General features: G+C 70.8%; 7 protein-coding genes and 1 rRNA gene. 4 read left to right on the top strand and 4 right to left on the bottom strand.

The window, feature by feature from the left end; all coding sequences use genetic code 11:
* Nucleotides 1–538: 538 nt before the first annotated feature.
* Nucleotides 539–964 (bottom strand): tetratricopeptide repeat protein, encoded by a 426-nt coding sequence (locus tag KME80_RS48815; protein ID WP_219519537.1) that lies wholly within the window; start codon nucleotides 962–964, stop codon nucleotides 539–541.
* Nucleotides 965–1,066: 102 nt separating this feature from the next.
* Here KME80_RS48815 and KME80_RS48805 point away from each other — a divergent pair, with 102 nt between their 5' ends.
* On the top strand, nucleotides 1,067–2,635 hold the full coding sequence (locus tag KME80_RS48805) for a DUF1015 family protein (protein ID WP_246647094.1): 1,569 nt from the start codon (nucleotides 1,067–1,069) through the stop codon (nucleotides 2,633–2,635).
* Between the two features lie 115 nt (nucleotides 2,636–2,750).
* Here the strand turns inward: KME80_RS48805 and KME80_RS48800 are convergent, their stop codons facing one another.
* Nucleotides 2,751–3,143 carry a single-stranded DNA-binding protein gene (locus tag KME80_RS48800; RefSeq protein WP_219519533.1) on the bottom strand — a complete coding sequence of 131 codons (393 nt, stop codon included), beginning with the start codon at nucleotides 3,141–3,143 and terminating at the stop codon, nucleotides 2,751–2,753.
* A 110-nt stretch (nucleotides 3,144–3,253) separates the two neighbouring features.
* Here KME80_RS48800 and KME80_RS48795 point away from each other — a divergent pair, with 110 nt between their 5' ends.
* Complete coding sequence (locus tag KME80_RS48795) at nucleotides 3,254–4,180, top strand: MBL fold metallo-hydrolase (RefSeq protein ID WP_219519529.1); 927 nt, start codon at nucleotides 3,254–3,256, stop codon at nucleotides 4,178–4,180.
* Between the two features lie 39 nt (nucleotides 4,181–4,219).
* Here the strand turns inward: KME80_RS48795 and KME80_RS48790 are convergent, their stop codons facing one another.
* The gene (locus KME80_RS48790; protein ID WP_219519526.1) at nucleotides 4,220–5,449 is read right to left on the bottom strand and encodes a hypothetical protein; all 1,230 of its coding nucleotides are present in this window, start codon (nucleotides 5,447–5,449) and stop codon (nucleotides 4,220–4,222) included.
* Here KME80_RS48790 and KME80_RS48785 point away from each other — a divergent pair.
* Nucleotides 5,387–6,982, top strand: coding sequence for a hypothetical protein (locus tag KME80_RS48785; protein WP_219519523.1), 1,596 nt, complete (start codon nucleotides 5,387–5,389; stop codon nucleotides 6,980–6,982). The two genes, KME80_RS48790 and KME80_RS48785, sit on opposite strands and share 63 nt — an antisense overlap.
* Before the next feature lie 273 nt (nucleotides 6,983–7,255).
* On the top strand, nucleotides 7,256–8,002 hold the full coding sequence (locus tag KME80_RS48780; RefSeq protein ID WP_219519520.1) for an SAM-dependent methyltransferase: 747 nt from the start codon (nucleotides 7,256–7,258) through the stop codon (nucleotides 8,000–8,002).
* Between the two features lie 126 nt (nucleotides 8,003–8,128).
* Here KME80_RS48780 and rrf read toward each other — a convergent pair.
* A 5S ribosomal RNA gene (gene rrf, locus KME80_RS48775) occupies nucleotides 8,129–8,244 on the bottom strand.

The raw sequence follows: 8,244 nt of genomic DNA, 5'->3' as shown, positions 1-8,244 counted from the left end.
CCGCCCGGCCCGCCCGGCCCGCCCGGCCCGCCCTCGACGGGCTTACCAGCCCCGAGCCTGCCCCTTGAACAACCGGCCACCGGGGGCGTGACCGCGTGCGCTCGCGTAGCCCCCGGCCATCGGCCTGCCCTCGCCCGACCGGCCGCCCCTCTGCCCCGGGCTCAGCAGGCCGCCACACGGCCCACGACAGCCGACACCCCGTTCCCCGGCCACGCCCTCCTCCCGGCTACGCGTCCCTCCCGGCTACGCGTCCTCCCCCGACTGCGAGCGCGACCCTCACGCAGGCTCGCCCGCACACGCCAGCCCATCGTGGGCTCACGCGCGCCCCCCGGTCACCGGGCCCCCAGCGTCATTCGCCGCCGCTCAGCACCGCCGGGGTAGGCGTCCTTGCAACATGCGCCGTTCTCTCAGCGACGTCGCCCCTCGCCGCTCACTGGTCGCCCCGCCCTGTCCACGTACGTCCATCTGCTCGTTGGCGTCGGTGGCAGTAGGCAGGGTGAGGTGGGACGCAGACGTATGGGCCGCCTTGGCGGCGGGGTCACATCTCCCGTCGGGCGCGGAGGGTCGCCCGTACGCTCTTCAACGCCGACACGTAGTGCCCCTCATCGGGCCGCATCGCCACGGCGATCGCGAGCGGCTCCTGCGCTCCCTCGATGTCACCGGTGCGCCACAACGACAGGCCGAGCCCGAAGTACGCGTAGTCCTCCGCGGGGTTGGCGTCGACGATCCGCCGGAAGCTGTCGGCCGCCTCCGCGTACTGCCGCGAGTTGAACTGGGCCCTGGCCAGCGCCTCCCTGATGCTGCGGGAGTCCGGCTCGGCGCCGGCCGCCCGTTCCAGCAGCGCGGCCGCGGCCGCCGGGCTGCCTTCCTTGAGCAACTTCACTCCACGCTGGTACCAGTCGTAAACGTCACCCCTCGGAGCGCCCGTCGGGGAATCTTCGTGAGGGTTTTCACCTTGGACCATTGCGTGAGCTCTCCTTCATCGGCAATCGACGGGTTCGCTGGGGAATCGGGCACCGGCGGAGCGTCGGGGCGACCACGGAAAGACACGGACGTCTATGACAGCATGCCCGGTATGGGGAATTCCGAACTGCCGATACCGGATGGTCTCGAACTGCGCCCCTTCCGGGGCGTACGATTCGCCGTCGACGATCCCGCCAAGGTGACCTCCCCGCCGTACGACCTGATCTCGGACGGTGATGTCCACGCGCTGCTGGACTCCCATCCCTACAACGTCGTCCGTCTCATCCTTCCCATCTCGCCCCCGGGAGACGCCAACCAGCCGGCTCCCGCTGACCACTCCGGCGAGAGCACTCCCGCCCCCGGTACCCCGGCAAACCCACGCACACCACCCGCGCATTCCCAGCCGCACGGCCATGCGCCCTCAAAGCCCGCCTCCACGCCCGGAGGCCCCGCAGAAGCGCCACCATCTGGACGTCCCGCAACCGCGGAACAGCCCGGACGTGCCGCTGCCGCCCCGGAGGCCCGCAGCAGCGAAGCGCCGCCGGCCCGCTATGGCCAGGCGCGCGACACGTTGCAGGCGTGGCTGGCCTCGGGTGTCCTGATGGTCGACGACCGTCCCGCTCTCTACGTGTACGAGCAGCGCGGCGAACACGTCGTGCAGCGCGGCCTCATCGGGGACGTGTGCCTGGCGGACCCCGCGCAGGGCATCGTCCTGCCCCACGAGGACGTCATGCCCGGCCCCATCGCGGACCGCCTCGCCCTGATGAGCACCACCCAGGCCAACCTTGAGCCCATCTTCCTCCTCTACGACGGCGCCACCGGCACGGCGACGACCCTGGTGGACGAGGTCGCCGCGACCCGCCCGCCCCTGGTGACCGCCCATACGGAAGACGGCCTGACGCACCGCCTCTGGGCCATCACGGACGAGGCCGAGATCGATGCCGTCAACGCCGACCTCCACGCGCGCCAGGCCCTGATCGCCGACGGCCACCACAGATACGCCACCTACCGCATGCTCCAGCGCCAGGAACACGCAACTCGCCCCCAGCCCGCAGGAAGTCAGGTTCCCTCCGGTGCGTCCCCGCTGAGCCGTCGGGCCGGCGGCGGGCCGTGGGACTTCGGGCTGGCTCTGCTCGTCGACTCACGTGCGTATCCGCCCGACCTGAAGGCCATCCACCGCGTCATCCCCGGGCTCCCCTTGCCTGAGGCAGCCGCGCGTGCCAAGGGCGCGTGGCGGGTTCAGGACCAGGGGAATCTGGCAGAGGGCATGGCCGCCCTCGACGCCGCCGAGAACCCGGCCTTCCTGCTGGCCGGAGCGGAGGGCGTCCACCTGCTGACCCATCCCGATCCGGTGCAGCTCGCGCTGGCCATGCCCGCCGACCGCTCGGACCGCTGGAACTCTCTGAACACCTCCATCCTCACCCAGTTCGTGCTGCCCAAGGTGTGGGGGCTACAGGACGACGAGAAGACCGTGCGGATCGTGCACCATGACCCGTACGCGGCACTGCGCCTGGCTGTCGAGACCGGTGGCACCGCCGTGCTCCTCAAGCCGCTGGCCGTGGATGATGTGCTGGCGGTCGCGGCCGGTGGAGAACGAGTGCCCCGGAAATCCACCTCCTTCGGCCCCAAGCCCCGTACGGGCCTCGTCCTGAGGACTTTCGCCATCGATTGACCTCCGGCAGTCGCGCCATTCCCGAGGTGCTCGCACGCCGTCCACGACGGAGCGAGTGGCCCATGCGCGCCCCCAGCTCGCATGGGCTCCGCGACCGCCTACCCAGGTGGCGGGGTCAGCCGGTCTCGGCGAGGACCGCCACGGGGCGCGGAGTGGTCGGTGGCGGCGGCTCGGGAGGCTCCTGGGGCAGGGGGTCGGCTTCGATGACCCTGGCCGACGACACCTCCACCTCGTAGCTCCAGACCTTGGCCTGCGCCGGTCCGAAGATGCGGCAGCGGAAGGCGCCGGTGAGCTCCAGCGGGTCTCGCGGCTTGAGGCTCCGGACCAGGTCGGCCACCTCGGTGTCGAACGTGACGCACGGGATGCTGTCGGTCATCGTGCCGTGGTGCCGGTGCCTGCGACGGCGCACCAGCAGGCGCCACTTCGTCATCGTGTCGCCACTGGGCAGCTCGCGGTCCTCGACACCCGCCGACAGCCGGCCCACCAGCAAGACCTCGTTACGGTCCACAGTCGTCCTCCCATTGGTGTTCGGGTGAGGATCACTCTCTACGATGAGGACGAGGCCGGTTCGGCTGGAACGCCGTTCTGGGGATAGCGGACGCGGTTCAGGAGTTGCCTGTGGACAACATCACCGCCCTCGGCGGCGACGTCTATGAGATCGACACGAAAATGGCCGGCTACTCGGGCATCACGGCCGGTTATCTGATCCTGGGCGATCGCCCATGCCTGGTGGAGACCGGTACGTCCACGTCCGCGCCCGTGGTGCGCGACGCGCTGGCCTCGCTCGGCGTCGGGCCGGGCGACCTCGCGACGGTCGTGGTCACGCACATCCACCTGGATCACGCGGGCGGAGTGGGAGACATCGCGAGGTTCTTCCCGTCCGCCCAGGTGGTCGTCCACGAGAAGGGGGCACGGCACCTGGCCGAACCGTCACGGTTGATGGCCAGCGCCCGGATGGTGTGGGGAGACCGTCTCGACACGCTGTTCGGTGAATTGTCCCCCACCGAGGCCGAGCGCATCGTCGCGCTGGGCGACACCGGCGCCATCGACCTCGGCAACGGCAGGACGCTGAGCAGCCACTACTCCCCCGGCCACGCCAAGCACCACGTCGGCCTGATCGACTCGTACACCGGGGACCTGTATGTCGGCGACGCGGCCGGCGTCTACCTGCCCCAGACCGGCGACCTGCGCCCGGCGACCCCGCCGCCGGACTTCGACCTGCAGACCGCGCTCGACTCGATCGCGCTGTTCGAGGCACTCGGGCCGCAGCGGCTGCTGTTCAGCCACTACGGGCCCGTCGGCGCGGTACAGGAAACGCTCGAAAGGTCGGCGGAGGAACTGCGCATCTGGGTTGATCTCACCCGGCAGGCGCACGCGGAGGGCATGGACCTCGACCACGCCGTCGCCATGGTCCGCGACCGCACCAAGGAGCGTTACACGGCGCTCGCCGCCGACGACGAGACGGCCGAGCACTTCGAGCTCCTCAGCGGCGCCCCGTCGAACGTCGCGGGCATCCTCCACTGGCTCGACCGCGTCTCGCCGTAATTGTTTGTGCGGGTACGGGACCCGTACCCGCACAAGGTGTTACTCGTCGCGCTTGGCCGCTTCGTCGGCCTCGTCGCCCTCGTCGAGGTCGTCACCGAAGTCCGGCTCGATGAAGGCAGGGTTGATACCGGCCACGGCGGCCGAATCACCGGACTTCACCGGCTCGGAGCCGGCGCCCGCCTTGGGAGCCTCCGCCGGGCGGGTTTCCGCCTGACGAGTTCCCGCCTTCGGGGCCTCCTGCTTCGGGGCCTGGGCCTCGGGCTTCGACTCGGGCTCCTGGGAGTCCGCGTCATCCTCGGCTGCCCGGGGCTCCGGCGACGGCTCGGCGTCCGGGACCACGTCGGCAGACTCGGCGCTCGCAGCCGCAGCCGCCTCCTCGGACGTCTCGCGGTCGGCACCGGCCGACCCATCAGCCGCCTCATCGGCGTCCCTGGAATCGGCATCATCCAGGACAGAGCCGACGGCGGCCGTCTCCGCCGAGGACTGCCCGGCATCGGCGTCCTCGTCCGGCGCCTCGCTCAGGTGCTCAAGCTCGGCATCGACCGTCTCCGCCTCCGGGGTGGCGAGCAGGTCGCCGGCCTCGGCGAGCGCCTCGGCGTCGTCAGGCGAGTCGTCCTCCTCGGGCTGGTCCGAGGCCGCGCCGGCGTCGTCGAAGTCGTCCTCGTAGTCGAACTCCTCCTCGACGTCCTCGATGACGGCTCCGGTCAGCTCGGCGTACCGCTCGGCGGCGTCCGTCTCACCGTCCTCGTCGAATGCCATCGCCCGTCCGAACCAGTCGGTGGCCGCCTCCTGGTGCCCGGCCTCGGCCAGCGCGTCGGCGTAGGCGAACGCGAGCCGCGCCGACCACGGCCGGGGCTGCGGGTCGCGCAGCTCGGGCAGGCGCTGGAGCGTGATGACCGCGGCGTCGTGCTGGCCGAGGTCCCGGCGGGCGCCGGACTCCACGATGCTCAGCTCGATCTTCCCGGCCCTGTCGAGGCGTTCGGCCTCGGGCGAACGTACGAGGTCGAGCGCCCGCTCGGGCCGACCCATCCCGCGTTCGCAGTCGGCCATGACCGGCAGGTACGCCTCCGAACCGGTCATCCTTCTCGCGGCGCGCAGATCGCTCAGCGCCTCCGAGAAGTGCCCGGCACGGTAGGCGACGATGCCGGCGGCCTCCCGTACGACACCGATGCGGGCCGCGAAACGGCGGGCCACCTTGGTGTGTTCGTGAGCCTTGTCCGGGTCGTCCGCCTCGAGCGCCCGCTCGGCGGCGACGAGGTGCCTGCCCACCAGCTCGGCCAGGTCGCCAGGCAGGGAACGCAGCTCCTCGCGTACTTCCTTCTCGAGCTCGTCGGCGGTGATGTCGGGCTCGACCTCGGGCAGCCTCTCGCGCTGCGGAGCGCCGGCCTCGTCCTCCGGCCTGCCGAACCGCGCCCGGGTGCCGCCCGGCCGCTCGTCACGCGAGAACGGCCGCGAACGGTCGTCCCGGTATCCACCGCTTCGGGGGCCTCGGTCGTCACGGTCGCGGAACGGACGGCGCTCGCCGCCATCGCGCGAGCCCCGGTAACCGCCACCGTCGCTGCGCGGCCCACGATCGTCGCGGAACCCGCCCTCGCGACGCGGACCCCGGTCATCCCTGTCCCGGAACGGACGACGCTCGCCGGCATCACTGCGCGGGCCGCGGTCATCGCGGTCACGGAAGGGGCGACGCTCGCCGCTGTCGCTACGCGGGCCACGGTCGTCACGGTCGCGGAACGGACGGCGCTCGCCGGCGTCACGCGGACCCCGGTAACCACCGCTGTCGCTACGCGGCCCACGATCGTCACGGTATCCGCCCTCGCGGCGCGGACCCCGGTCATCGCGATCCCGGAACGGGCGACGCTCGCCGCTGTCGCTACGCGGACCCCGGTCATCCCGGTCACGGAACGGGCGACGCTCGCCACTGTCACTGCGCGGGCCACGGTCATCGCGGTCGCGGAACGGACGGCGCTCGCCGCCATCGCGCGAACCCCGGTAACCACCGCTGTCGGAACGCGGCCCACGGTCATCGCGGAACCCGCCCTCACGACGCGGACCCCGGTCATCCCGCTGGTATCCACCCTCGCGACGGGGACCACGGTCATCGCGATCCCGGAAGGGACGACGCTCGCCACTGTCGCTCCGCGGACCCCGGTCATCCCGATCGCGGAACGGGCGACGCTCACCGCTGTCACTGCGCGGGCCACGGTCATCGCGGTCACGGTACGGACGGCGCTCGCCGGCGTCACGCGGACCCCGGTAACCACCACTGTCGCTACGCGGCCCACGATCGTCGCGGAACCCGCCCTCACGCCGAGGACCCCGGTCATCCCGATCCCGGAACGGACGACGCTCACCACTGTCACTGCGCGGCCCACGGTCATCCCGGTCACGGAAGGGGCGACGCTCACCACTGTCGCTCCGCGGACCGCGATCGTCACGGTCGCGGTAGGGCCGACGCTCGCCGGCGTCACGCGAACCTCGGTAACCACCGCTGTCGCTACGCGGCCCACGATCATCGCGGAACCCGCCCTCACGCCGCGGACCCCGGTCGTCGCCCTCCCTGAACGGGCGGCGGGGGCCGCGGTCGTCCCACGACCTGCGGTCGCCCGAGTTGCGGTCCTGGTAGGGCCGCCGGTCCTCACTGCGCGGTCCCCTGCTGCCGTCGTCACGACGGCCGCCACGGTCATCCCGGTTGTCCCGGCTATACGACCGCGATCTATCGGCATCGGCGCGGAACGGACGGTCGCCCCGGGAGTCACGTTCGCGGGAACCCTGCCCGCCGCTCCTGTCGCCTCCGTCTGAGCGCCTCTCCCCGTAGTCGCCGCGCTCGCGCTGTCCGCCGTCCGATCCGCTATCTCTGTTCACTTCTGGTCCATTTCGTTGGCTCACTCAGCGGACCCTTGCTACCTGTACGGCGGTCCGCCGTGGCTGGTCGCCGCCTGTCGAAGGCCTTACGCGACGAAGGCCACCCGTGGGGGGTGGCCCGGTACCCTCAAGCGTAGCAAGCCACACCGTGTCCCTTGGCCGACACATATTCGATCGCACGCAGGCGGCCCCCCTGGGCAGACTCTCCGCATGTCCTTGCGCTTCCACGAGATCGCCGAATCCCGCCACAACATCCTTAACCCACTCAACGAGCTCAAACTTCAACAGCTCGGCGAGATGTGCCGCATCACTCCCGGTACGCGCCAGCTCGACCTGGCGTGCGGCAAGGGCGAGCTGCTCGCCACCTGGTCCGCCACGTACGGCCTGCACGGCGTGGGCGTCGACATCAGCAAGGTCTTCCTGGACGCCGCCAGAGCCCGTGTGAACGAACTGGACGTGGCCGACCGCGTCCGCTTCGTCGAAGCCGACGCCGGGACCTATGAGGACACTCCAGAAACGTACGACATCGTGTCCTGCGTTGGGGCCACCTGGATCGGCGGCGGCCTGGCCGGCACGCTGGACCTCATGCGCCGCCCGCTGCGCCGCGACGGCCTCGCCCTGGTGGGCGAGTGCTACTGGATCTCCCCGCCGCCGGAGAAGGCGTACGAGTCCCTGCAGGTGCCGATGGGCAGCTTCGCTTCACTCGCGGAAACGGAGGAGGTGTTCGACGCCGCCGGGTTCGAGCTGCTGGACATGGTTCTCTCCAATCAGGACGACTGGGACCGATACATGGCCAGCCAGTGGTGGACGCTGAGCGATTGGCTGCGCGACAACCCCGCCGATCCCGATCACGCCGCCGTGCGCGACTTCCTGAACCGTGCCAGGCGGTCCCATCTCGAGTACGGCCGGCAGTATCTGGGCTGGGGCGTGTTCGTGCTCCGCCAGAAGAACGCCTGACAGAGCAGTCCTCCACAACGCGAAAAGGGCCCCCGGCAGTGCCGGAGGCCCTTTTGGAACGCAAAAAGTTTGGAACGCGAAGAAGGCCCCGACAATCAGCTTGTCGGGGCCTTCTTCTGAAAGATTGTCCGGCGGTGACCTACTCTCCCACACCCTCCCGAGTGCAGTACCATCGGCGCAGGGAAGCTTAACTTCCGGGTTCGGAATGTAACCGGGTGTTTCCTTCCCGCCATAACCGCCGT

The sequence above is a fragment of the Nonomuraea ceibae genome, from assembly GCF_019396325.1.
Taxonomy (GTDB): Bacteria; Actinomycetota; Actinomycetes; order Streptosporangiales; family Streptosporangiaceae; genus Nonomuraea; species Nonomuraea ceibae.
Note: the sequence above shows the minus strand (reverse complement) of the source record. Positions and strands in the feature narration are given on the sequence as shown.

Coding starts and splice junctions, on each gene's coding strand:
- KME80_RS48815 (WP_219519537.1), bottom strand. CDS start 964: ATGGTCCAAGGTGAAAACCCTCACGAAGATTCCCCGACGGGCGCTCCG.
- KME80_RS48805 (WP_246647094.1), top strand. CDS start 1,067: ATGCCCGGTATGGGGAATTCCGAACTGCCGATACCGGATGGTCTCGAA.
- KME80_RS48780 (WP_219519520.1), top strand. CDS start 7,256: ATGTCCTTGCGCTTCCACGAGATCGCCGAATCCCGCCACAACATCCTT.